This window comes from Corynebacterium sp. UMB6689, from assembly GCF_030215295.1.
GTDB lineage: Bacteria > Actinomycetota > Actinomycetes > Mycobacteriales > Mycobacteriaceae > Corynebacterium > Corynebacterium aurimucosum.
In genome coordinates this window covers 1-242 of record NZ_JASOLS010000259.1, presented here as the reverse complement: position 1 = coordinate 242, position 242 = coordinate 1, and the positions used below count along the sequence as shown (strand labels likewise).

The 242-nt window shown below is 57.4% G+C and carries 1 protein-coding gene; it reads left to right on the top strand.

What is annotated here, in order from left to right; genetic code table 11:
• On the top strand, positions 1-242 hold a 242-nt coding region (locus tag QP363_RS13430), incomplete at both ends, for a DDE-type integrase/transposase/recombinase (protein WP_284764858.1).

Here is a 242-nt window from a genome sequence, read left to right as displayed (position 1 = left end):
CTCAACCGAGTGTGGATGTCGGATATTACCTACCTGCGCACTGCTGAAGGCTGGTTGTATCTGTGTGCAGTCCGCGATGGCCATTCCCGCAGGGTACTGGGCTGGGCTATGGATAGCGTTCAAGATACATACCTGGTCGAACGGGCCCTGCGGATGGCGCATACGCTGCGCGGTGATGTTCCTGATGGGCTGGTGTTTCACGCTGACCGCGGAACGCAATTTACCAGTGAGAAGCTCTGGGA